This is a genomic window from Sorangium sp. So ce375 (genome assembly GCF_051473855.1).
Lineage (GTDB): Bacteria > Myxococcota_A > Polyangia > Polyangiales > Polyangiaceae > Sorangium.
The window spans coordinates 1541382-1564357 of record NZ_CP150335.1; the positions used below are offsets into that span (position 1 = coordinate 1541382).

At 72.1% G+C, this 22976-nt stretch carries 16 protein-coding genes; 13 read left to right on the forward strand and 3 right to left on the reverse strand.

The window, feature by feature from the left end; translation table 11 throughout:
* Positions 1-539: 539 nt before the first annotated feature.
* From WME90_RS05880 to WME90_RS05895, 4 genes are all read left to right on the forward strand, one after another.
* A complete protein-coding gene (locus WME90_RS05880; protein WP_437280085.1) occupies positions 540-797 on the forward strand; it encodes a hypothetical protein in 258 nt (85 codons plus the stop codon).
* Positions 794-1609 (forward strand): hypothetical protein, encoded by an 816-nt coding sequence (locus WME90_RS05885; RefSeq protein WP_437280086.1) that lies wholly within the window; start codon positions 794-796, stop codon positions 1607-1609. The genes WME90_RS05880 and WME90_RS05885 overlap by 4 nt, the downstream gene beginning before the upstream one ends.
* A gap of 149 nt (positions 1610-1758) precedes the next feature.
* Positions 1759-3192 carry a serine/threonine-protein kinase gene (locus WME90_RS05890; RefSeq protein ID WP_437280087.1) on the forward strand — a complete coding sequence of 478 codons (1434 nt, stop codon included), beginning with the start codon at positions 1759-1761 and terminating at the stop codon, positions 3190-3192.
* A gap of 204 nt (positions 3193-3396) precedes the next feature.
* The gene (locus WME90_RS05895; protein WP_437280088.1) at positions 3397-4386 is read left to right on the forward strand and encodes a PEGA domain-containing protein; all 990 of its coding nucleotides are present in this window, start codon (positions 3397-3399) and stop codon (positions 4384-4386) included.
* Positions 4387-4635: 249 nt separating this feature from the next.
* Here the strand turns inward: WME90_RS05895 and WME90_RS05900 are convergent, their stop codons facing one another.
* Together WME90_RS05900 and WME90_RS05905 are read right to left on the reverse strand one after the other, a co-directional pair.
* The gene (locus tag WME90_RS05900; RefSeq protein ID WP_437280089.1) at positions 4636-6021 is read right to left on the reverse strand and encodes a DUF1552 domain-containing protein; all 1386 of its coding nucleotides are present in this window, start codon (positions 6019-6021) and stop codon (positions 4636-4638) included.
* A complete protein-coding gene (locus tag WME90_RS05905) occupies positions 6021-7724 on the reverse strand; it encodes a DUF1592 domain-containing protein (protein ID WP_437280090.1) in 1704 nt (567 codons plus the stop codon). The genes WME90_RS05900 and WME90_RS05905 overlap by 1 nt, the downstream gene beginning before the upstream one ends.
* 282 nt (positions 7725-8006) lie before the next feature.
* On the opposite strand from WME90_RS05905, the gene WME90_RS05910 reads away from it, so the two are divergent.
* From WME90_RS05910 to WME90_RS05920, 3 genes are all read left to right on the forward strand, one after another.
* Complete coding sequence (locus tag WME90_RS05910; RefSeq protein ID WP_437280091.1) at positions 8007-8933, forward strand: hypothetical protein; 927 nt, start codon at positions 8007-8009, stop codon at positions 8931-8933.
* Between the two features lie 28 nt (positions 8934-8961).
* A complete protein-coding gene (locus WME90_RS05915; protein ID WP_437280092.1) occupies positions 8962-10944 on the forward strand; it encodes an SBBP repeat-containing protein in 1983 nt (660 codons plus the stop codon).
* 279 nt (positions 10945-11223) lie between these two features.
* A complete protein-coding gene (locus WME90_RS05920) occupies positions 11224-12546 on the forward strand; it encodes a glycosyltransferase family 4 protein (RefSeq protein ID WP_437280093.1) in 1323 nt (440 codons plus the stop codon).
* A 37-nt stretch (positions 12547-12583) separates the two neighbouring features.
* On the opposite strand, the gene WME90_RS05925 is transcribed toward WME90_RS05920, so the two are convergent.
* On the reverse strand, positions 12584-14092 hold the full coding sequence (locus WME90_RS05925; protein ID WP_437280094.1) for a serine/threonine-protein kinase: 1509 nt from the start codon (positions 14090-14092) through the stop codon (positions 12584-12586).
* A gap of 406 nt (positions 14093-14498) precedes the next feature.
* Here WME90_RS05925 and WME90_RS05930 point away from each other — a divergent pair, with 406 nt between their 5' ends.
* From WME90_RS05930 to WME90_RS05955, 6 genes are all read left to right on the forward strand, one after another.
* Complete coding sequence (locus tag WME90_RS05930) at positions 14499-14648, forward strand: hypothetical protein (protein WP_437280095.1); 150 nt, start codon at positions 14499-14501, stop codon at positions 14646-14648.
* Between the two features lie 6 nt (positions 14649-14654).
* The gene (locus WME90_RS05935) at positions 14655-15650 is read left to right on the forward strand and encodes a glycosyltransferase family protein (protein WP_437280096.1); all 996 of its coding nucleotides are present in this window, start codon (positions 14655-14657) and stop codon (positions 15648-15650) included.
* A 254-nt stretch (positions 15651-15904) separates the two neighbouring features.
* Positions 15905-17494 (forward strand): glycosyltransferase, encoded by a 1590-nt coding sequence (locus tag WME90_RS05940; RefSeq protein ID WP_437280097.1) that lies wholly within the window; start codon positions 15905-15907, stop codon positions 17492-17494.
* A gap of 116 nt (positions 17495-17610) precedes the next feature.
* Positions 17611-20232 carry an MMPL family transporter gene (locus WME90_RS05945; RefSeq protein WP_437280098.1) on the forward strand — a complete coding sequence of 874 codons (2622 nt, stop codon included), beginning with the start codon at positions 17611-17613 and terminating at the stop codon, positions 20230-20232.
* Entirely contained in the window at positions 20229-21407 is a 1179-nt protein-coding gene (locus WME90_RS05950) for a glycosyltransferase family 4 protein (RefSeq protein ID WP_437280099.1), read from the forward strand. Before WME90_RS05945 ends, WME90_RS05950 begins: the two co-directional genes overlap by 4 nt.
* Before the next feature lie 37 nt (positions 21408-21444).
* Positions 21445-22773 carry a glycosyltransferase gene (locus WME90_RS05955; protein WP_437280100.1) on the forward strand — a complete coding sequence of 443 codons (1329 nt, stop codon included), beginning with the start codon at positions 21445-21447 and terminating at the stop codon, positions 22771-22773.
* Positions 22774-22976 lie beyond the last annotated feature (203 nt).

A 22976-nucleotide genomic window follows, 5' to 3' on the forward strand; every position in this document is an offset into this window, starting at 1 on the left:
CAAGAACAACTCGGACGCGCAGCCGCAAAAAGCAAGCAATCCCGGCAGTAACCACCCTCTTAGCCGGCCCTTGAGCGATCCTGCAACCGACTGCGGCGCCCGGTCGAGAACGGTCCGGACCGCCAAGGGGGATTAAGCTATTCATACAAATAGGGGGACAAAGTCAAGAGTCTTTTCTTAGTCGCGCGGCCGTTTTGCTCAGCGGCGTCCCCACTGCATCTTGCAAGATTTGCAAGATACAGTCACGTTGCGCGCGCAGGTCCGATCATAGAACCCAGATTTGTTCACTCTCCTGGAAAAGCGACGGTATTTCGATGCTCGATCCCTGCCGTCGATCGACAGAGCGGTCTCTTCAGCGCTGCAGTCCGCGAGCGCTCGTCCCGTTCGACTCGGCGTCGCCCTCGCGGAGGGGGCGGCTTCCGCCCACCGACCGGTCTTCGCCCGATGATTGATCCGCTCGCGCGGCGCAGGCTACCTTGCGGCACCCGCATGGAGAGCACGCGTGATGCGTTGAGCCGCGCGCACGGAACCTGAGCGCGATGCTCCCGGCCGACGAGGTCATCAAGAGGCTGGTGCACGTGCTCACGCCGTATCTCGGCGAGAACATGGCGCGCGCGGCCGTGCGCAGCCAGGCCGACAAGCTGGGCTTCAAGCACGGGCGCCTCTCCCCCGCGGACGTCGAGCGCTTGCTCGCCGCGGTCGCGTCGGGGCTCAACGTGTTCGTCGGGCGCGACAAGACCCAGCGGATCCTTGACGAGGCGCGCGCCGCGATCGGCGCGCATGGAGGAGCCCGATGACGCGAGTCCCCGTTCGCCGCTTCGCGCCGGTGGTCGTGGCGATCGTGTGCGCGGTGTACCTGCCGCGCCTGCTGCCGCCCACCGCCGCGCTCTCGGAGCGGCTCCTGCCCACGCCGGTCGTCGACGCCGTCGGGTCGCTGGTGCGGCTCGCGTGCCTCGCGGTGGGCGCCGTCTTCGGGCTGCGCAGCGCCGCGCGCCTCGAGCGCGACAACCCGGCGCGCGGCCCGTGGTTCCTCCTCGGCGCGTGGCTCGCGCTCTTCACCCTGGGCCAGGTCGGGCTCGTGTACTACCCGCTCGTCGCGCGCGCGCCGGCGCCGCTGCCGTCGATCGCGGACGCCGCGTTCCTCCTCGGGTACGCGCTGCTGATCGCCGCGTCGGTGCGCTTCGTCTTCGTGTACCGCGCGTCCGGCTTCCCCGTCGGCAGCGCGCGCGAGCACCTCGGCATCGCCGCGGGCGCGGCGGTGGCGCTGGCGCTCGCCGGTTATCCCGTGCTCGCCCCGATCGCGCGCGCGCCGGTGCCGCTCGGCGAGCGGTCGATCAACGTCGCCTATCCCGTCCTCGATCTGATCGCGCTCGTCCCCGCGCTGGTGATGCTGCGGATCACGCGCGCCTTCCGCGGCGGCAAGGTCTGGGCGATCTGGGGGGCGCTGCTCGCGGGCTGCGCGCTCATGGCCGTGGGAGACATCCTGTTCGCGTTCTTCTCCTCGGCGAAGATGACCGCGTTCGGGCCGGGCGTGGACATGATGTTGCTCCTCGGCTACTTCGCGGCGGCGTGCGGGACGATGCTGCAATACGAGATGATCACCGACTGAGGACGATCGCGGCTCGGCGAGCGGCGAGCCGCGCGGCGCCTGCGCGCCCCCACCCCTGGACCATCAGGGGGTCACCTGTGCTACCATCGACCACGGCAGGCTCGGATGGCGGCACGCCCCCGTGGCCGGGCGTGAAGCGCGGAGCTCTCATGAAGGTACCTGTCGTCGAAGGAGACGTGATCGCCGGCAAGTACCGGGTCGATCGCGTCCTGGGCCGCGGCGGCATGGGCATCGTGGTCGCGGCCAGCCACCTGTTCCTGCCGCACCGTGTCGCGATCAAGCTCCTTCTCAGCGATGAGAGCCCGGCGCTCGTGCAGCGGTTTCTCCGCGAGGCGCGCGCGGTGGTTCGCCTCAAGGGCGAGCACGTCGTGCGGGTATTCGACGTCGGCGAGCACGGCTCGGGCGTCCCGTACATCGTGATGGAGTATCTGGAGGGCGAAGATCTCTCCGATGTGCTCCGCGCCCGCGGCACGCTCGGCGTCGTGGAGGCGGCCGACTACGTCCTGCAGGCCTGCGTGGGGATGGCCGAGGCGCACGCCGCGGGCATCGTGCACCGCGATCTCAAGCCCGCGAACCTCTTCCTCACGACGACGCCCGGCGGGACGAAGCTCATCAAGGTCCTGGACTTCGGGGTCTCGAAGGAGGTGCCGGGCAGCACCGAGGGCGCCGGCGGGTCGTTGACGCAGACGCGGGAGATGCTCGGCTCGCCCAATTACATGTCGCCGGAGCAGATGCGATCGTCGCGCTCGGTCGACGCCCGCTCCGACGTCTGGGCGCTCGGCTCGCTCCTCTACCGCCTGCTGGTGGGGCAGCCGCCGTTCGATGCCCCGGGGCTCGCCGAGCTCGTGCTGCAGGTCGCGACGGCGGAGCCGATCCGGCCCACCGCGCTCCGGAGCGACATCCCGCCGGAGATCGAGGCCGTGATCCTCCACTGCCTCCAGAAGGATCCGGCCCGGCGGCCGCAGACGGTGGCCGATCTGGCGCGCGCGCTGGCGCCCTTTGCTCCGGCGGGCGGGCAGGAGCGCGCGGAGCGCGCCGCGCGGATCCTCGGGGCGGGGGCGCCCGCGGCGTCGCCGTCGGCCGGCTCTGTGCCGCCGCCGCGGCCCGTGAGCGGCCCTCCGAGCGCCCCGTCCGGCGCGATGGTGAGCCTCCTGCCCACGGCGCGCGGGCTCGCGCGAACGCCGGCGCCGCCCGCCTCGCGCGGCATCCTCGGGGTGGCGCTCGGGGCGGTCGTGATCGCCGTGCTCGCGCTCGTCCTCTGGGGCGCGGTCGCGCTGTCCGGACGAGCGCCCGAGGAAGCGGCGCTGCACGCCGCCGCGGCGGCCTCGCGGGACGACACGGCGCCGCGTCGCGCGCGGCAGGACGCCGCGGCGCGCGGCGCGGACCCGCTGATCGCGCCGGAGCCGCAGCCAGCGGGCGGAGGCGCCACGCCGCCGCAGCGGCCGTCGGCCTCTCCGGTCGTCGCGCCGGCCACCGCTGCGGCGCCCCCCAGGCCGGCGCTGCAGGGCCAGCGCGCGCCCTCGACGACGAGCGCGCCGGCGACGCCGAAGGCGACGTCCGCGCCCGGAGAGACGAATCTGTAGGAATATGCCGATCCCATGAGACAGGAATCACCGGACTCCGACCGGCGTCGCCGGGTACTGGTCCAATTTGAACAGGGAGGCAGGGAGGCAGGGAGAAACGACTTGGTAAATCTCCCTGTCTCCCCGTCTCCCTGTGATCTTTCTCGGGCAAAGTTGACGACCACCCGCCACCGCGCATTCCTGGAGGGGGCAGGCGAGGCGCCGATGCGTTCACGCCGCCTGGCGAGGGGGCTCGCGCCAGCGGTCGCCATCGTGGCGTTGACCGCGGCCGGCGGCGCGGCAGCGCAGCAAGCCCCCCCTGCGCCGGCGGCCCCTGCGCCGAGCGCTCCTGCGCCGACGTCGCCTGCGCCGACGTCGCCTGCGCCGGGCAAGGCCCCTGCTGCGCCTCTCGCCGAGGGGCTGAGCGGCGCGGCCAGGGCCGATTACGAGCTCGGGAAGACGCTCTTTCGCAATGGCGACTTCGCCGGCGCCTTCCTCAAGTTCGAGGGCGCGTACGAGAGCTCGAAGGACGCGCGCCTCCTCTGGAACATGATCGCGTGCACGTCCAAGATGCACCGGTACAGCCAGCTCCTTGCGCTGGTGGAGAGGCTGAGGCAGGAGGACCGCGGCGCCCTGCTCCCGGAGGACTGGGCGACGATCGCCGAGGTCGAGCGGAACGCCAGGGCCCTTGTCGGCCAGCTGGACGTCGTCGTGAGCGAGCGGGACGCGGAGGTCACGATCGACGGCGCGCCGATCGGGAAGACGCCGCTCTCGGGCAAGGTGTTCGTCGACGCTGGATCGAGGCGTATCCGTGTGTTCAAGCCGGGCTTCAAGGAGCATGTCCGCGTGGAGAGCGTGGCCCCTGGCGCCCAGCTGGCGCTCGACGTCCGGCTGGCGCGGAAGACCCGTGCAGGCAAGCTATCCATCCTTGCCTCTCCGGGCGATCACCTCGCGCTCGACGGCGAGTTCCTTGGCGAATGGCAGTGGGAGGGCATGGTGCCGAGCGGCCGTCACGTGGTGAGGGTGACGGCGCCGGGGAAGGTGCCTTACCAGGCCGCGATCCTGATCCGGGACGATGCGCTGAGCGGCGTCACCGTGGGCCTGGTGCCGACCGAGAAGTCCGGCGCGACGCCGGCGTGGGTATGGCTCACCGGCGCCGGGGCGGTCGTCGCCGGGGCTTTGTCGGCCGGTATCCTCCTCATGAACGGCCCCTAGAACACCTATCACATTAGAGTGTCGGGGAAATCAACAGAAGAGAAGAGAAACCGCAAGGACGCAAGGGGCGCAAGGGGAAGAGAGGAAACTATCTCACCTCTCATCTGTTGCGCACCTTGCGTCCTTGCGTCCTTGCGTCCTTGCGGTTTCTCTTCTCTTCTGCATTCCCTTGTCCTTGGCGCTTTTTCTGGAGGACCGTTGGGTTTTGCAAGTGGCTGAATTTATACCACTTTTACCCTGTTTGTCGCTCTAGCTGGTCAGCCCCGTGAGCGACCCGGTGCAGTAGCGCGGATCGCCGAACGTCTCCGTGTCGACGCCCGTCGCCTGCAGGAGCGAGACCAGCAGGTCGTTGTGCCCGACCTGCTTTTGCTGGGAGACGAAGCGGCCCGTCTTGAAGTGGCCGCCTGCGCTCCCGGCGATCACATACGGGATGTTCTGGCGCAGGTGATTGCCGTCCGCGTGCTCGTTCGTCCAGAAGATCACCGTGTTGTCGAACACCGAGCCGTCCCCCTCCGGCATGCTCTTCAGCTTCGTGATGAGGTAAGCGAGCTGCTCGGCGTAGAAGCGGCTGATCTTCATGAGCCGCTGCCGGTTCGCCGGGTCGGCGTAGCCGTTGTGCGCCATCGGGTGGTGGCCCTCGGTGATGTCGGCGCCGAGGAAGCTCAGCACCTTCGTCGTCGCGGAGTTCGTGAACTGGAGGCTCGCGACCCGCGTGAGATCGCAGGCCAGGGCCATCGCCATGACATCCAGCTGGAGCCTCGCGATCTGGGGCATGCTGGCGACCTTGTCCGGGTCGATGTCAGGCGTCAGCGTCGGCGCCGCGCACGCCTCGGAGGTCGGTATCACGCTGCGATCGAGGCGCGACGCGATGTCCTCCACCGACGCGAGGTGCCCCGCGAGCTTCTCCCGATCCGCGGCGCCCAGGCGTCCTTGCAGCCGTTTGTAATCGGCGGCCACCCTGTCGAGCACCGCCCTCCGCTGCTCCGTCTTCCGCGTCGCCGCCTCCGGCGCGACGGACAGGTCGGAGAAGAGACGGTCGAACGCGGCATACGGGCTGTTCTCGGGCGGCAGCGGCTGCGCCGGGCCGCGGTACGCGATGCGCGCGCCCACGGTCGCCCCGTAGACGAGGACGCCGAGCTCCAGCGAGAGGAACTTGTTCTTCGTGCCGATGTGGTTCGCGATCTCCTGGTCGACCGAGATCCCGTCGGCCCAGCCGCACGACAGCCCGGCGTCGCCGGGGAAGTCGCCCTCCTGCATCGGCCGCGCGGTCAGGCACTGCCCCGTGCCCTTCTGGTGCGCGTCGCCCGGCCCCGTCAGCGCCGACAGCGCGCTCACGTTGCCGAGGACCAAGAGATCCTTTGTGTGGTCCTTGAGCGGGGCGAGGATGGGCGACAGCTCCTCGCCGCTCTGGAACGTCGAGGACGACGGCCAGAAATCCGGCGGGACGGTGCCGTTCGGCGTGTAGAGCACGATGAACCGCTTCGGGAACTCGACCCCGAACGCGGCCCGCCCCGTCTCCTCCGACGCCGGGGCGAGCCGCTTCGAGCAGCCCATCGCCTCGAGGAACGGCAGCGCGAGCGCCGCGCCCCCAAGGCCCCTGAGCACGGCGCGGCGGCTGAGTCGGAACGGCTTCATCACGGCTCTCCTTCGGGGGCGCCTTCCGCGGCGCCGCTGACGTGGATCTCGCGCCGGTAGCGGAACGCGTCGGTCTGGGTGAGCGCCACGAGCAGCGCGCGGATGTTGTAGCGGGACGCCTCGAACGCCTGCGTCGCCTGCGCGAGGCTGCAGGCGTCCTCGCGCTGCTCGGCGCGCCCGTAGCCGAAGCGGAACCACTGCTTCACGACGCACGCGCGCACCTGCTCGCTCTCCGCGAGCCGGTGCGCGAGCTCGACCGCCCCGTCGAACGGCCCGTCGGTGTCGGTCTGCGTCAGCTCGCCGCTTGCGTCGACCGGGATGCCGTTCTCTGCGTCCCGCCAGCGGCCTAGCGCGTCGTAGTGCTCGAAGCCGAACCCGATCGGGTCGAGCAGCGTGTGGCAGCTCCTGCAGCCGGGGTCGGACACGTGCTGCGAGAACTGCTCGCGGGTCGTCTTCGTCGGGTCGACCATGGGCGGCTCCGGGACCACGTCCGGCGGCGGCGGCGGGATCTGGCAGAGCAGGCTCTGGCGCACGAACCGGCCGCGGTGGACCGGCGAGGATCGGTTCGGCTTCGCGTAGAGCGAGAGCAGCCCGGCGTGCGTCAGGAAGCCGGCGCGCTGCGACGGATCGAGCTCGACCCGCTCGAACGCCTCGCCCTTGGGGCCCCCCTCGACGCCGTAGAGCTCGGCGAGCTCCCGGTTCATCATCGAGTAGGACGCCGTGAACAGCGTGCTCACGCTCGCGTCCTCTTCGAAGATCGCGTGATCGAGGAACGCCTCGGTCTCGGTCTGGAACAGCGGCAGGAGCTCGTCCCGGTACTCGGGGTAGAGCTTCGGATCCTTCCCGCCCGCGGCGATCTCGTCGATCTTCGACAGCCCGAGCCACTGGCGGTGGAAGTTCTTCACGGCCTCGCGCGCCCGGGGATCGCCCAGCATGCGCCGCGCCTGCGCCTCGATCTCCGCGGCGGAGCCGAGCTCCCCCCGCTCGGCGGCCGCGAAGAGCGCGTCGTCGGGCATCGTGCCCCAGAGCAGGTACGAGAGCCGCGAGGCCATCTCGTAGGAGGTGAGCGGCACGACGTCGCCCTCCACCGGATCCGGCATGCCGAGCTCGACGCGGTAGAGGAAGTGGGGGGACTGGAGCATCGCCTGGACGACGAGCGAGAGCCCGGTCGACGCGTCGTCGGGTGTGTCTCCGAGGCCGAGCCCGCGGTCGAAGAGCGCCGCGAGCTCGGCGATCTCGTCCTCGGCGAGGGGTCGGCGGAACGCCCGCTTGCCGAGCGACGCGATGAGCGCCGCGATCTCGCCGCGGCACGCGGCGCCCGCCGCGGCCTCGCGGCACGCGGGCGCCTCCCCGAGCAGCTTGCCCGCCGCGCGCGCCGCGACCCCCTCGGCCGCGGTCATGTACTGCTCCGCGAGCAGCGGGCTCACCACGAGCGCCGCCGCCTGGTTGTTGAAGCCGAGCGACTCCTCCTCGGGCACGAAGCCCCTCGCAGGGCGGGTGTCGTCGCCGAGGAGATCGAAGATGGTGTTGTCGTACTCCACGCGTGTCATGCGGCGGAGTGGGGACTCGCCCGGCTCGAGCGACGCGCAGAGCGGTGCTGTCGCCTCGCCATCATCGTTCGCTGGGAGATCGCCGAACTGCCCTGTGCAGGAGGCGAGGAAGAGCAGGCCGATGGGCCAGCGGAGAGCTCGTGGTTCAGCCATGGTGCCTCGTCGGCGAGCGCGAGCAGAGGACGGGGGGCGGTCCCCTCCGTGCAGCGTGCGCGGCGCGGCAGTGTGCGCGGCGCGCATCTCGCCATCGTCGAGGGAGCGTATGGCAAACCGCCGCGCCGGGATAGGAGCCGCGCTCGGAGCGGCCGAATCAAGTGGGAGCACGGGGCCGATGTGATCATCCCGTGTGCGCGTGTCTTACGGTGTTGCCGCCGACTCCTGCCCTCGAAGGCGGCGCTCGACCCGCGGTGTCCGGAGCGACTATGCTCGCGCCCAATGCAAAGGCGCACGCTCGCCTGTCCTGTCTCTCCTCGTCCGTCGCGGCGCCGCGCGCGCCGCTCTTCGTCGGCCGCGCTGCTCGGCGCGGCGCTCTCGACGCTCCTCTTGCCAGTCTTGCCAGGCTCCGCGCTCGCCGAGCCGGCCGCGGCGCCCGGCGCCGAGCGCGCTCCGCGCGATGAACGCGGCGCGGGTGACCGCCCGCTCGCCGCGGGGACCGCGCTCTTCAGCGCGGGAGTCGATCTCGAGATCGCGGGTCGCACGCTCTCCTATAGCGATCTGCTCTCCGAGAACCTCCGCACCTACGAGGTGCTGGGCGTGCCCATGCCGTGCTTTCGGGGCGAGCTGTACCCGCTCGCGCGAAGCGCCATCCCCGTGCTCCGCGACGTCGGCGTCGAGCTCTCGTACGCTCGCGCCTTCGGCCTCGACTCGGAGGGCGCCGGGGGAGCGAGCGTGTCGACCTCGTGGAGCCGGCTCCACGCCGGTCTCCGGGGCCGTTACCGCCCCGCCGGGCAGGGGGGGTTGATCCTGTTTGCAGGAGGCGGACTCCGCTGGACGGACTTCGATATCGAGTCGACGGGCGACCCGTCGCGCGACGCAGCGTCGGTGTCTTACCTCGCCTTGCGCCTGGGCGTGGACGGGCGATTGCCTGTCGGCCCGGTCGCGCTGGAGGCCGGGGGAGGCTACCAAGCGCCGCTCTCGATGGGAGCGCTCGCGTCTCATTTTCGCGCGCCGAGCGCCGGCGGCGTCGACCTCCGCGTCGCGGTCGCCGCCCCGCTCGCGTCGGGGATCGAGGCGCGCGCCGGGGCGTCGTACGCGCGGTATTTCTATGACTTCGACTCCGAGCCCGAGGACGCGTACATCGCGGGCGGGGCGCTCGATCAGCTGTTCAGCGTTCAGGTGGGGGTGGCTTATTATGGGGAGTGAGGTGCGCTCGGCGCGCGCAGCGCGCGCCGTGTCTGCCCGCCGCGGCGGGCGCTTCATGGCGGCGACGGCGGTCGCGCTCGTCGCGCCGGCCTTGCCGCTGCTCGCGGGGTGTCCGGGGACGATCGACGATCAGGAGCGGTTCGGCAGGAAGGACGGCGGCCCGCAGGCCGCGTGCGTTGACGTGCCCTCGGTGTTCGCCGAGCGGTGCGGCGGCGCGAACTGCCACGGGCCGGGCGAGCCTGCGGCGGGCCTCGACCTCGTCACGCTCGGCGTCGGCGACCGCGTCGCCGGCCGCCCGGCCACGAGCTGCGCCGGGGTGCTCGCCGACCCCGATCGGCCGGAGGAGAGCGCGCTTTACGTGCGGCTCACCGACGCTCCCTCGTGCGGCGCGCGCATGCCGCTCGGCGGGACCCCGTACTCGACCGAGGAGATCGCGTGCGTCGCCGCCTGGATCGCGGAGCTCACGCCGGCCGCGTGCAGCGGCCGCGACTGCGGCTGTCCCGGGTGTGTGTGCGCGCCCGGCGCGCAGGAGGCGTGTTACACGGGCTCCGAGGCGACGCGCGGCGTCGGTCGCTGCGCGGCCGGTACGCGCGTCTGCAACGCCGAGGGCACGTCGTGGGGGCCGTGCATGGGCGAGGTCCTGCCCACGTTCGACGCGTGCGACACGCCCGACGACGAGGACTGCGACGGGAAGGCGCCCGCCTGCGAGGACGTGTGGAGCCGCGGCTTCGGCGACGCGACCGGCCAGTACGCCCGGTCCGTCGCGTCGGACGCGGACGGCAACGTGATCGTGGCCGGCCAGCTGGAGGGGACCGTCGATTTCGGCGGCGGCCCGCTCACGGCCGCCGGCACGGACGCCTTCGTGGCGAAGTTCGACAGGTTCGGCGCGCACCTCTGGAGCAAGGTCTTCCCGGGCGAGGGCAACCAGTTCGCGATGGCGCTCGCGATCGATCCGGCGGGCAGCGTCCTCGTGGCGGGCCGCGCCTTCGGCCGCATCGATCTCGGCGGCGGGGAGCTCGCGTCCCACGGGAGCGACGACGTCTTCGTCGCCAAGCTGGGCGGCGACGGCGCGCACATCTGGAGCAGGATCTTCGGCGGATCCGGCGCGGATCGCTGCGATCGCATCGCCGTCGATCCGGCGGGCAACGTCCTCGTGGCGGGCGGCTACCACGGCGACGTCGATTTCGGCGACGGCGTGCTCACGAGCGCGGGCATGCGCGACGCCTTCGTGCTGCGGCTCGCCCCGGAGGACGGCCGGACGCTCCTCGCCGTGCGCGCCGGCGGTAAAGGCGACGACTACGCCTACGGGATCGCGGCCGACGCCGACGGCAACCTGCTCGTCGCGGGCCATTTCGAGGGAGACATCGATCTCGGCGGCGCGCCGCTCGCGAGCGCCGGCCTCTCCGACATCTTCGTCGCGAAGCTCCGTCCTTCCGGTGACCACCTCTGGAGCGCCCGGTTCGGCGGCGCCGAGGCGGACGAGGCCCACGACGTCGCGGTCCACCAGGCGACGGGCGACGTGGTGCTCACGGGCACATTCGCGTCAACCATCGACCTCGGCGGCGGGCCGCTGGTGAGCGCCGGCGCGCGGGATCTGTTCGTCGCCAGGCTCTCCGGCGCCGGCGCGCACCTCATGAGCCAGCGCTTCGGCGACGCGGAGGACCAGCTGCTCACCGATTTCGAGACGGGCGCGCGCGCGAGCGTCGCGGTGGACGCCGCCGGCGATGTCCTGCTCGCGGGGCCGCTGTTCGGGTCGGCGGACTTCGGCGGCGGGCCTCTGAAGAGCCGGGGCAAGACCGATGTCTACGTGGTCAAGCTCGACGCCTCCGGCGATCACCTGTTCAGCTCGCTCTTCGGCGATGTCCAGACGCAAGTCGGCCTCGACATCGCGGCGGGCTCAGGCGCGGACGTGCTGATCGCCGGCCGTTTCTACGGCAGCATCGACTTCGGTCAAGGGGCGCTCTCGAGCGCCGGCCAGGGAGACGCGTTCGTGGCGAAACTTGCTCCGTAGCGTTCCTGATGTAAATATTCCGTTTGACTGCACTGTCTGCTACGTGCTGCCTCTTCTGTCGAGGCATCCGCGAGTGCGTGTCAATTTGCCTCGCTGGGGCAGGGTGGCTGTCTCCAGGATGGCTAGTCGGGGTCCTCAGCTCCGTCGCTGGGCCTATTTCCAGCCTTCTCGGAGTGGCATGCTCTCTGCTCGACACCGCTCGACCGTGCGGCGAGAACCACCTTCATCCGGAGGGGGCCGCCTGCCGAGCCCAGCGGTCGAGTCCAGAGGAGCAGAGGTATGCGCATCCTGCTTATCACAAAGATCTTCCCGAACGCGACGGACCCGGGGAAAGCGCCGTTCAACCGGCGGCAATTCGCCGCGCTCTCCAGATATTGCGATATCGACGTCTTCGCGACGATCCCCTGGTTTCCGGGGGCCTCCAGGTTCTCTCGATGGGCCATGTCGGTCGACGCGCCTGATGAAGAAGTGATCGAGGGATTGCGGGTCCGCCACCCGCGATTCCTCTATGTGCCCAGGGTGGCTCCGTATCTCAACGGCCCACTCTATGCGGCGTCGATGCTCTTCGAGCTGGCGCGCCACCGTCCGGCGCCGGACGTCATCGTCGGCTCGTTCGCCTATCCGGACGGGTTCGCCGCGGTGTGCCTCGCGGAGCTGCTCGGCGTCCCGGCGGTCGTCAAGGTCCATGGCTCGGACATCGACGTGCTCTCGCAGCGGCCGGCGGTCAGGCCCTCGCTCGAGTGGGGGCTGCAGCGCGCGGCCCGCGTCGTCGCGGTGAGCAAGCAGCTGGCCGATGGGGTCCACGCGCTCGGCGTCCCGCGCGATCGCATCGATGTCGTCATGAACGGCGTCGATCGCGGCATGTTCCACCCCCGCGACCGGGGCGAGGCCCGCGCCGCCCTGGGCCGCCCCGCGGAGCGCCGGACGCTGCTCTACGTCGGCCACCTGCTCCGCGACAAGGGCGCGCTCGACGCGATCGCGGCGTTCGAGCGCATCGCCGCGGCGCACCCCGACATCGACCTCGTGCTGGTCGGGGGCGGCGCGGACGAGCAGGCCTGCAGGTCGGCGGCGGAGCGGCTCGGCGGCCGCGTCCTTTTGACCGGTCGCCTGCCGCACACCGAGGTGGCGCGCTGGGTCGCCGCCTGCGACGCGCTGGTCCTGCCGAGCCATCACGAGGGCACGCCCAACGTCGTGATCGAGTCGCTCGCGTCGGGCCGACGGGTGGTCGCGACGCGGGTCGGCGGCATCCCTGACGTGATCAGCAGCCCCGAGCTCGGCGAGCTCGTCTCGCCCGGCGATCTGCCCGCGCTGGCCGACGCCATGGCGCGCGCGGCGCACGCGCCGTACGATCCCGAGCGGATCTCGGCGCTCTCCGGGTGCAAGGGGTGGGACGAGAGCGCTCGCGCTCTCCACGACACGCTGCTCTCGGCGCGGGGCGAGCGGCGCTCGCCGGCGCTTTCGCCCATGCCGCTGCGCGTGCCCGTGCTCGACAGGCGCCCCGCGCTCCAGGCCGACGCGCAACCCCCTGCGTCCGCGCGATGGGCGCCGCCCCCCTCGCGCCGGTTCCCCGACGGCGCGCAGCTCGGGGTGGGCCAGGCCTGAAGGGCCGCGCGCAGCCCTGCGCTCGCCCCGGCCTGCCTCAGGCCGCGGGCACGGCCTTCTCTGGCCGCAGGCGCACGGTGGGGCCTGGCTCCGGGGGCGGGGGCTCGGCGCGCGGCATCGCGGCGCGCGCTGCCCAGAAGGTCCTCGCGTCCTCCGGCGTCCAGGGCGGCGTCGGCTCGCAGGCATCGAGCGCGGCGAGCAGATCGCGCGCGCTCTGGTAGCGATCCCCGGGCCGCTTGGCGAGGCACCGCATCACCAGCTCTTCCAGCTCCGACGACAGCGGCCAGGGCGCGCGGAGCGACGGCGGGATCGGGGGCATCGTCAGGTGCGAGTAGACGAGCTTGCCGAAGCTCCGGCCGTCGAAGGGAGCGACGCCCGTCAGCAGGTAGTAGAGCGTGACCCCGAGCGAATAGATGTCGCTCCGGGCGTCCACGGCGCCGGCCGAGATCATCTCCGGGGACATGTACGTCGGCGTTCCCTTGATGACGCCGACGTCCGTCATGCTCGCGTCTCCCTCCAGGCTCACCTGCTTCGCGATCCCGAAGTCGAGCACCTTGAGCACGTCCTGCTCGTCGCCCACGCGCGTGATGTAGAGGTTGTGGGGCTTGATGTCGCGGTGGATGACGCCCGCGTCGTGCGCCTCCGCCAGCGAGAGGCACGCCTGCCGCGCGAAGTGGACGACCCGGGAGGGCGGCATCGGGCCGTGATCGCGCACAAGGGTGGCCAGGTCGGCGCCGGCCAGGTGCTCCATCGCGATGTAGAAGATGCCGTCGCTGCTCGCCCCGAAATCGAAGATCCGGATCGTGTGCGGCGACGTGAGCCGGCTCGTCGCCCGCGCCTCGCGCTCGAAGCTGCGCACGTCGCCCTCGGACTTGCTCTCGCTGCGGAGCAGCTTCAGCGCCACGTCGCGGCGGAGCGACTCGTCCCAGGCGAGCCACACCTCGTTCTGCCCGCCCCGACCGACCGGCGCCACGAGCCGGTAGCGGCCGAGCTTGCGGGCCTCGTAGACCTGCTGGCGCGCCGACCAGAGGCCGTGGCTCGCCGCCGACACAAGGATCGCCGTGGCGAGCACGAAGATGTAGTTGCAGGCGAAGATCACGAGCGACCGCGGCGACGTCCACTGCGCCGCGAGCGCCGGGTCGAGGGACGCCCCCGCGCCCATGATGATGGGGAAGCTGAGCGCCACCGGGATCGTCATCCGGAGCGACCGCGAGAAATGCGTGGGCAGGATCGTGGCGTCGACGAGCATCACGATCGAGAGCCCGTGCATGTAGTTCCAGGTGAGATCCCCGAACTCCAGGGCCATCACGGAGATGAGCCCCCCCGTGCTCCAGACCGCGAAGACGTGCGCCGCGTCGAGGAGCTCGGCCGAGGTCCGCTCGCGCCGGGCGAGGAGGTACAGCCAGAGGAGGATGACCTCGCCGAGCAGCCGGTAGAGCAGCAGCCGGGTGACCGAGGCGCTCGGAAACACCGCCAGCACCACGAACACGTCGAGCGCGGCGAACGTGGGCCAGGTCACGAGCGCCGTCGGGAGGCCCCGCGCCATCGCGCGGCGCTCGTCCGCCGAGCTGGCGTCGCGAGGTCCCTGGGATCCCGTCGAATGAAAGCTGCTCGAGGCGGTCATGGTGCGGCGCAGGCCGTGTCGCAGGCGGTCATTGGAGCGCCGCGCTGGCGCGGAGTCAAAGCGCGCGTCGCCTGTCTGGAGGGGCGAGAAATGACGCATCGCACGTCTCGCACGTGTTGCACGCCTCGCACGCATCGCACACGTCGTACGCGTTGCCCACGTCGTGCGCGCCGCGCGAGCGCCTCCGGGCGTGACGCCGCGAGCGAGGCCTTCGAAGAGCGCGCCTCCGGGGTTCCGCCGGCGGGGCGTCCGTTGTAGACGCGCTCCGCGCCCGCCCCGAGGCCCCGCCGAGGGCGGCGATCTGGGCGGCGATCCGCAGGGAAATTGGATGAAGCAGAGAAGTGCGCTCGTGATCATCGACGTCCAGAATGGCGCGCTCGCCAGCGAGGCCCCCGTGGGGGCGACGGTGGGCCTGCGCGCGATCCCGGGAGCGCTCTCCTCGCGCGCGCGCGACGTTCGCTGCGCGCCGGTGCGCTGACGGCCCGTGGCGAAGATCGGCTACTACGTCCACGGGCGCGGGCGCGGGCACGCGAGCCGCGCGCTCCCGATCGCGGAGGCCCTCCGCGAGCGCGGCCACGAGCTACGGATCTACGGCGGCGGCCAGGCGGCGGACCTGCTCGGCGCGCTGCCGGAGCACCGCCACGTGCGGCCGATCCGCCGCGGGCTCGCGGGCGTGATCGAGCTCCCGCGCCGCCTCGCGAAGGAGCTCGTCGAGCAGGGGGGCTTCCGGCCCGACGCCATCGTGAGCGACGGCGACGTGCCGTCGCTGCTCGCCGCGCGGGCGCTCGGGATCCCCGCCGTCGCGCTCGGCCACGATCTCGTCTTCTCGCGCTGCCGCCTGCCCGAGGGGCTGCCGACGCTGCGGGTGCTCGCGTGCCGGCGCACGACCTGGGCCTCCAGCCGCGCGCCCCGCGCGGTCGCCGTCCACTTCCTGCCGATCGAGCCGGCGACGCCGGGCACCCTCGTCGCGCGGCCGGAGCGCAGGCTCACCCCCGCGCGCGCCGTCGAGTCGGGGGCCGTCGTCTGCTACTTCAGCGAGTGCGACGCGCGCCGCCCGCTCGAGCTCGTCGCGCGCGACGGCCGGCGGGTCATCGCGTTCGGCGACCCGGGCCTCGACGTGCCCGGCGTCGAGGCGCGCCCCTTCGATCCGGGAGCGTTCCTCGCTCACCTGCAGGGAGCGTCGGCGGTCGTGACCACCGCCGGCAGCAACGTCCTCGCCGAGTGCGTGCTCGCCGGCAAGCCCGTGCTCGCGCTCTACGACGACCGCCACAACGAGCAGACGCTCAACGCGCTCCTCGCCGAGCGGGCCGGCGTCGCCGTCGCGAGCTCGCTCGCGGCGCTCTCGCCAGCCGTCGTCGAGCGCTTCTTCGATCGCTGCCGCGCCGCCGACTTCACGCGCATCGACCTCGAGCGCGCGCTGCCGAGCGCGCCCTCCGCCGTGCTCGCCCTGCTGGACGAGGCGTGCGCGGGCGCCTCGTGACGAGGTGCATCGCGATGTTCGCACCTCGCAGGGCGGCTGAAGGCAACACAAGCGGCATGAGGTTTGCTAATCACGCCACGGCCGACTGGCTGATCGGCCGACGAGGAACGGCTGCTGTGCCGAGCAGCAGGCCGCGCTCGCGGCCGCAGCGCGACACGGCTGTCGCTGGCGCGACATGAACGCCCTACCGCCCGTCACGCTGCGCGCCTCGGTCATCGACCACGGTTCGCGCCGCTTCTCCAGGAGCAACGAAGATGACGATGGATGCAATTCTGCCGCTCAGTGACCACCGGAGTGCTCGCGCGCCGCACGAGGCGATCGCGCCGGCGCGCCACACGCCGTCGACGGGACCCGCGCGGGGAGGGCACGCCCCCGCCAAGGTGCAAGCGGCCATTCCAGAGAATCCCTTCGCTGCCCTCTCCGGCGCCAACGGGCGGCCGCTCAAGGTCGCCATCCTCAGCGACTTCACGCGCATTCCTTACGCGAATGGGGCGGTCTTCCAGACGCGGGCCCTGTATCGCGCGCTCAACACCTGTGGTCACCAGGCAACACTGATCGGACCTCGGGATCCGGACGCCTCCGCCGACGAGATCCCTCCCGGCACCGTCGCCTTGCCCAGCCTGCCGCTGCGCACCTACCCGGGGGTGCACCTGCCGATCCCCGTGGGATCCTCGGTGCTCGATCCGATGCGGTGGGATTTTGACATCTGCTTTGCGCAGACCACGACCCTGCTCGTCGAGTTCGGCATCTGGCTGCGCAAGATGCGCGGCATCCCGCTGCTCTGCGTGAACACGACGCACCTCGCGGCGGCGTACGACGTGCTCCTGCCGGAGCGGGTCTCCCGGATCGGCGCGGTCCACACGGTGCTCCACAAGACGCTCCGCGCGCCGATGGAGCGGCTCTTCGTCGATCTGTACAACCAGGGAGACGGCCTCGTCGTGCTGAGCGAGGGCCTGCGCGATTACTGGCGCGAACGGGGCGTGACGGTGCCCATCCACGTCATCCCGCGGATGGTCCCCGAGGACGTGTTCGAGCGCCCGCTCGGCCCTGACCCGTACGTGCCGCTGCTCGAGGAGCGCGGGCTCGACGTGCGCGGCCCGCGCCTCGTCTGCGCGGGGCGCCACACCCGGGAGAAGTCGCAGCACCGGCTCATCCGCATCTTCGCCGAGCACATCGCCCCGCACGAGCCGCAGGCGACGCTCACGCTGGTCGGTGACGGGCCGGACAGCGTGGCGTACGCGGCGCTCGCCCGCGAGCTGGGCGTCGCGCGCCGGGTCATCTTCACGGGCGAGGTCCCGTACAGCCAGATCTCGGACTACTACCGGCACGCGAACCTCTTCCTGCACGCCTCGCTGAGCGAGACGTTCGGAAACGTGCTCAGCGAGGCGCTCTGGTGCGGCTCCCCGACGGTCGCGTTCGCCGACGGCATGGGCGTGAGCTCGCAGATCCAGAGCGGCCACAACGGCCTGCTGATCGACCCGGGCCGCGGGCCGACCGCCGAGGAGAGCGCGAACGCCGCGTTCGGCAAGGCCGTGCTCGCGCTCGCGCGCGACCCGCTCGCCGCCGCGCGGCTCGGGAGCGCGGCCGCGCAGCGGGCGCGCGAGCGGTCCTCGCCCATCGTCGTGCAGCGGATGCTCGCGAACGCGTTCGCGAACGCGCGCGAGCACGCGCGGCAATCCAACCTGCGCCCGCTTGTCGAGGGGCCGAAGGCGCTCCAGTGGCTGGAGACTTTCCGGCACTTCCGCACCTGGATGGGCTTCACGGGCGGCCTCTTCGCGTTCGGCCACCTGCGCCCTGCGGCGGCGCCGCGGCCGAAGGGCATCCAGCCGTCGTTCTGCGCCTAGCGCGCGTGGTAAGTCCAGCCCGAAGCCGGCCTGCTGCGCCCAGCGCGCGTGGTAAGACCGGCCCGAAGCCGGCCTGAATGCGGCCGGTTCGAGGTGTTCTTCGAATGCTCCTCAGGATGATCGGTGCGCTCGTCGACTACAGCGGGCGCCGTCCCTGGCTCGTGATCGCCCTGGCGATCCTCTCCATGGCAGGGCTGTGGGGGTATGCTTCGCGGCTCGAGCTGCGCACGGAGCTCCGGGAGCTCTTGCCGCGCGACAGCCCTGCGTTCCAGGCCTACGAGCGTCAGGCCCAGCGCGTGGACGGCGGAGCGCAGCTCATCGTCATCGCCGAGTCGCCGGATCGCGGCGCGAACGAGCGGTTCATCGACGCGCTCGCGGAGCAGCTGAACGAGCCGCTCCAGAAGCGCGCGGCCTGCGCCGCGGCGTGCAGCGACGACGCCTGCCGGGCGGCGTGCGGGCCGCCGCCGCTCATCCGGTACATGGAGTCCGGCACCAAGGAGGTCCGCCGCTTCTTCGACGCGAACAAGTGGCTCTACGCGAGCGTCCGCGAGCTCACGGCGGCGGACGAGGCGATCGAGCTGGAGATCGCGCTGCGGAGCGGGCTGATCGAGGATCTGGAAGCCCCCGGGGCGCCCGCGGGTGGAGCGGGCGAGGCGGGGTCGGGGGCGGCGCCGGCGGCCAAGAAGGGGCTGTCGCTCGACGAGACCTGGCAGGAGCTGCAGCGGCGCCTGAAGAAGATCGACGAGTTCCCGAGCGGCTACTTCTCCACGCCCGACGGGCGCATGGTCGCGCTCCGCATCGTCTCGCGCAGCGCCGGGCTGGGCGACCGCCGAGCGGCGGAGCTCCTCGACCAGGTGACCGCGCTCGTCTCGCGCCTCGATCCCGCGGCGTTCCACCCGGCGATGCAGGTCGGGTACGCGGGCGACATCCCGAACGCCATCGCCGAGCAGAAGTCGCTCGTCAGCGAGGCGGTGTGGGCGACCGTCATCGCGCTCGTGCTGATCGTCGGGGGCGTCATGATCTACTACCGCTCGCCCTGGTCGCTCGCGGTGATCCTGCTCCCCACGGCCCTCGGCGCCAGCGCGGGGTACGCGTTCGCGACCCTGACCTACGGCTACGTCAACACGGTCGGCGCCTTCCTCGGCGCGATCATCGTCGGCAACGGGGTCAATTACCCGATCGTGCTCCTGTCGAGGTACCGCGACTTCCGCGCGCGCGGCATGCCCGCGGACGAGGCGCGGCGCGAGGCGGTCATCAACGCGTTCCGCGCCGAGCTCGTCGGGGCGAGCGTGGCGGCGATCGCCTACGGATCGCTCACGATCACGCACTTCCGCGGGTTCAGCCAGTTCGGCACGATCGGCTTCGTCGGGATGTTCATGGTGTGGGCGTCCATCGTGCCGCTCGTGCCCGCGACGCTCGTCGCGATCGAGCGCATCCAGGCGAGGCTCCCGCGCTGGATGCGCGATCCGGCGCCGCGCGTCTCGGAGGAGGGCACCTCGGGGCCCGGCGCGCGGGCGCTCGCGCGCGTGACGTCGCGGTGGCCGCTCGCGTTCCTCGCGGTCGCGCCGGTCATCGTCGCGCTCGCGGCGTGGAAGCTCCCCGCGTACATCCGGGACCCCTGGGAGTACAACTTCGCGCGCCTCGGCTCGAAGAGCTCGCGGGAGAAGGGCGCGGGGAGCTGGTCGCTCAAGGCGTCCGAGGTCTTCGGCGGGAAGATGAACGTCGCCGGCGCGATGATGCTCGCGGACACCCCCGAGCAGGTGCCGGCCATCAAGGCGCAGATCCTGGCGAACGACGCGAAGGATCCGCAGGGGCAGCTCGTGGCCGACGTCGCCACGATCGCCGACGCCCTCCCCGGCACGGCGGAAGAGCAGCGCCAGAAGATCGAGATCCTGGAGCGCATCCGGGACCGGCTGACCCCGCGGGTGCTGAAATCCCTGCAGCCCGAGGAGCGGGAGCGCGTCCTCAGCATGAAGCCGCCCGAGACGCTGCACGTCATCGGCCCCAAGGACCTGCCCGACCTCATCCGCCGCAGGTTCGAGGAGAACAACGGCGTCGTGGGGACGGTGTTCTACGTGAAGTACAAGAACAACGTGTCGTTCTCGAACGGCAGGAACCTCCTGCGGATGGCCGACACGACCGGCAACGTCGTCCTCCCGGACGGGACCCACGTCGTCACGGCGAGCAGGCCGACGGTCTTCGCCGAGATGATCCGGTCGATGGAGCGCGACGGCCCGCTGGCGACGGCGGCCTCGCTCCTCGCGGTCACGGCCGTGGTGGTGCTCGCGACCGGCAGCATCGCGGGCGCGCTCGCGGTGCTCCTGTCGCTCGTGCTCGGCGTGCTCGCGACGGCGACCGCGATGGCGGCGCTCGACGTCAAGATCAACTTCCTGAACTTCATCGCGCTCCCGATCACGTTCGGCATCGGCTGCGAGTACCCCTTCAACGTCTTCGATCGCGCGCGGCTGCTCGGCGGCGACGTGTCGCTCGCGCTCAAGCGCTCGGCCGGCCCCGTCGCCCTCTGCAGCTACACGACCGTGCTGGGCTACGGATCGCTCATCTTCGCCGACAACCAGGCGCTGAACTCGTTCGGCTGGGTCGCGGTCAGCGGCGAGGTGGCGTGCGTCGCGTGCGCGCTCCTGTTCCTCCCGGCGCTGCTCCACGTGATGAACCGCTCGGCGCGCATGCGGCGCTCGTGGAAGGGCGGCCTCCTCCTGCGCGGGAGCAACCACTCGTGAAGATCCTCGACGTCGCAGAGTTCTTCTCGTCCCGCGGGGGCGGCGTGCGGTCCTACCTGGAGGAGCTCGTGCGCCAGGGGAGCCGGCGCGGCCACGAGGTGGTCGTCGTCGCGCCCGGGCCGCGCGACGAGGTCGTCCCGCTCGAGCAGGGCCGCATCGTGAGGGTGGCCGGCCCGCCGATGCCGTACGACCCGACCTACCACGCGCTCCTCCGGCTCGGCGCGGCGCGCGCGATCATCCGCCGCGAGGCGCCCGACGTGGTGCAGGCGAGCGCGCCGTACACGGCCGCGCTCGTCGCGGCGAGCGCCCGCGAGGTCCCGCTCCGCACGTTCGTGTACCACTCCGATCAGATCAGCACCTACGCGGCGCCGCTGCTCGACCGGGTGCGCCCGCGCGCGGTCGCCCGGGCGCTCGAGGGCGCGCTGTTCGCCTGGCCGCGCGCGCTGTCGCGGCGGTTCGACGCGACGATCGCCCCCGGGAATTTCATCGCGGAGCAGCTCCGCAGCCACGGCTGCGAGCGCGTCCACCGCGTCACCTTCGGCGTGAAGCGCGGCGACTTCGACCCCTCCCGCGCGGACCCGGCCCTGCGCCGCGGCCTGCTGGGCCGGTTCGCGGACGATCCCTCGGCCGCGCTGCTCCTCGTCGCCTGCCGGCTCGCCGTCGAGAAGCGGGTCGCGCTCGTGATCGACGCCGTGCGAGAGCTCGCGGCGCGGCGCCCGATCGCGCTCGCGGTGCTGGGCGACGGGCCCGAGCGGGCGCGGCTGGAGCGCCGGGCGGCCGCCCTGCCGCAGGTCACCTTTCTCGGCTTCGCCAAGGACCGCGCCACCTACGCGGCGCTGCACGCCAGCGCCGACGTCTTCGTCCACGGGGGCGCCGCCGAGACGTTCGGCTTCGTGCTGGGCGAGGCGCTGTGCTCGGGCCTGCCGCTCGTCGTCCCGGCCGCCGGCGCCGCGATGGATTTCGTGAGCCCCGGCGCCGCCGAGGTGTACGCGCCGCGGGCCTCGCCCGGCGAGGTGGCAGCGGCGATCGAGCGGGTGCTCGCGCGCCCCCGGGACGAGCGCGTCGCGGCGGCGCGCGCCGCGGGGGAGCGGCTGCCCACGAGCGACGAGCACTTCGACGCGCTGTTCGCGCTCTACGCGGACCTGCTCGAGCGCGGGGTACGCGGCGAGCGCTGACGTCGCAGACGCCAGCTTGCCCGCGAGAGGACTGATCGTGCGCCCCTTCCTGCTGATCTCACCCGCCTTCGCGCCCCAGACGAGCGTCGGCGCCTTCCGCTGGGTGAAGCTCGCCCGGCACCTGCCGCGCCACGGCTTCCGCCCCGCCGTCCTGTCGGGGACCTTCCCGGAGGATCCGCGCGACGACGGGCTGCTCGCCGCGCTGCCGCCCGAGGTGGAGGTCTTCGACGAGTACCTCGATCCGGCCGTCCTCGCCGCGGGCGCCGCGCTGCGCGCCCTGCGCGCGCGCGCTCCGCTGCCCGCGGGGCGCGCGGGGCGCGCGGGGCCGCTCGTCGGGCTCCGCCCGTTCCAGGCGCTCACCGATCGCTGGATCGCGCACGCGCCGCACGGGGCGCGGGCGGCCGTCGCCCTGGCCCGCCGCACCGGCGCGCGGGCCGTCGTGGTGAGCGCCGGCCCGTACTCGGCCTGCTCCGTCGGTCTCCACGTGAAGCGGGCGCTCGGCGTGCCGCTCGTCCTCGACATGCGCGACCCGTACTCGCTGCACGAGACGGGGAACGGGCCGCCGTCCGGCCTGGCCGAGCGGGCCCGGCGCGCCATCGTGCCGCGCCTGGAGCGCCGCTGGCTCGAGGGCGCCGATCACGTGATCTTCAACACGCGGGCCGCGCTCGACGCCTACCGCGCGCGCTTCCCCGAGGTGGCGTCGAAGTCCTCGTTCGTGCGCAACCACTTCGATCTGGCGCTGTACTCGCCCGCGCCCGCGCCCGAGCCGCCGCGCCGCTTCGTCGTGCTCCACCTGGGCACGATCCGCGAGGAGGTCTCCGCCGACCAGATAGGCGCCGTGCTGCGGCGGTTCATCGACCGCGAGCGGCTCGCGCCCGGCGACGTCGTGTTCCGGCAGATCGGCCGGATGTCCGATCACGATCGCGGCTGCTTCGAGCGCATGGGGCTCACGCCGTACATCGAGGTGCTCCCCCTGGTCCCGCACCGCGGCGTGCTCGGCGAGCTCAGGCGAGCGCACGTGCTGTTCGCGATGTTCAGCCAGCACGTCGTGCTGCGCATCTCGGCCAAGACCTACGACTACATCGCGTCGGGGATGCCCATCGTCAGCGTCACGGCGAACCGGGAGGTCGACGAGCTCCTCTCGTACCGGGGCGACAACTCGCGCGTCGCGCCGGACGACATCGACGGCATCGCCGCCGCGCTCGCGCGCCACCTCGCGCGCTTCCGGGAGACGGGCGTGCTGCCGGTCCCGGCGGCGCCGCCCGCGGAGCTGTCGTCGGAGGCGGCCGCGGCCAGGATCGCCGCGATCCTGGACCGCGTCATCGCCGACGCGACGTCCGCCCATCGCGCCCGCCAGCCTCCTTGAAACGTTTGCCAGGGCTCCGGCTCGCGAGCGAAGAGAGAGTTCAACGCGGAGACGCCAGGAGCGCAAAGGCGCAAAGTGCTCGAATTTTCTTCGTTTTTGCGCCTTTGCGTCTTTGCGCCTTTGCGTTGAAATCTCTCTCCTGATCCCTGGCAGGACTCCTGGTGGGTGGAACTAGACTGGCGCGCGCAGCGCCGCCTTCGCGG

Excerpts from the sequence above, each read along its gene's own strand:
- WME90_RS05880 (WP_437280085.1), top strand. The coding sequence starts at position 540 with ATGCTCCCGGCCGACGAGGTCATCAAGAGGCTGGTGCACGTGCTCACG.
- WME90_RS05885 (WP_437280086.1), top strand. The coding sequence starts at position 794 with ATGACGCGAGTCCCCGTTCGCCGCTTCGCGCCGGTGGTCGTGGCGATC.
- WME90_RS05890 (WP_437280087.1), top strand. The coding sequence starts at position 1,759 with ATGAAGGTACCTGTCGTCGAAGGAGACGTGATCGCCGGCAAGTACCGG.
- WME90_RS05895 (WP_437280088.1), top strand. The coding sequence starts at position 3,397 with ATGCGTTCACGCCGCCTGGCGAGGGGGCTCGCGCCAGCGGTCGCCATC.
- WME90_RS05900 (WP_437280089.1), bottom strand. The coding sequence starts at position 6,021 with ATGAAGCCGTTCCGACTCAGCCGCCGCGCCGTGCTCAGGGGCCTTGGG.
- WME90_RS05905 (WP_437280090.1), bottom strand. The coding sequence starts at position 7,724 with ATGGCTGAACCACGAGCTCTCCGCTGGCCCATCGGCCTGCTCTTCCTC.
- WME90_RS05910 (WP_437280091.1), top strand. The coding sequence starts at position 8,007 with ATGCAAAGGCGCACGCTCGCCTGTCCTGTCTCTCCTCGTCCGTCGCGG.
- WME90_RS05920 (WP_437280093.1), top strand. The coding sequence starts at position 11,224 with ATGCGCATCCTGCTTATCACAAAGATCTTCCCGAACGCGACGGACCCG.
- WME90_RS05925 (WP_437280094.1), bottom strand. The coding sequence starts at position 14,092 with ATGGCGCGGGGCCTCCCGACGGCGCTCGTGACCTGGCCCACGTTCGCC.
- WME90_RS05930 (WP_437280095.1), top strand. The coding sequence starts at position 14,499 with ATGAAGCAGAGAAGTGCGCTCGTGATCATCGACGTCCAGAATGGCGCG.
- WME90_RS05940 (WP_437280097.1), top strand. The coding sequence starts at position 15,905 with ATGACGATGGATGCAATTCTGCCGCTCAGTGACCACCGGAGTGCTCGC.
- WME90_RS05945 (WP_437280098.1), top strand. The coding sequence starts at position 17,611 with ATGATCGGTGCGCTCGTCGACTACAGCGGGCGCCGTCCCTGGCTCGTG.